This window comes from Bradyrhizobium sp. LeoB3, from assembly GCF_055456055.1.
Map to the genome: position 1 here is coordinate 1 of NZ_JBVBEF010000371.1, position 509 is coordinate 509.

1 protein-coding gene is annotated in these 509 nt (G+C 66.0%); it reads right to left on the reverse strand.

Annotated features, from left to right (window positions below; genetic code table 11):
* A partial coding sequence (locus ACZXDY_RS46375; RefSeq protein ID WP_464350082.1) for a M16 family metallopeptidase occupies positions 1-509 on the reverse strand: 509 nt, incomplete at both ends.

Genomic DNA, 509 nt, shown 5'->3' on the forward strand with positions numbered 1-509 from the left:
GGGTCGAGCGCGGTGCCCTGGTAATTGGCGCCGGTCGAGATCGCGAGCTGACGGTCGATCACCAGCGAGCGGTAGAGATAGGAATTGGCGCCGCCGCCCATCAGTTGCGCGAGCACGTCGAGCGCGGGGCTTTCGCCCACCGCCGCCGTGGCCGCCGACGGGACGAGGTAATAGCGGCGCATGGTCGGCTGCTCGACGCGCGGATCGGCCAGCGTCACCGTGCGCGGCGAGACCGGCGTCGGTTCCTGCGGACGCAGCCGTTTTGCGGGGATCGAGGATTGCGCGGGGATGTCGGCGAAATTCTTCTCCACCATCGGGCGGATCTCATTGGCGTCGACGTCGCCGGCGATGATCAGGATCGCGTTGTTCGGCGCATAAAAGCGCTTGTAGAAGGCGAGCGCGTCCTCGCGGTCGAGCTTTTCGATTTCCTGATGCCAGCCGATCACCGGACGGCCATAGGGATGGTTGAGATAGAGCGCCGCCATGATCTGCTCGGTGAGCCGCGCATC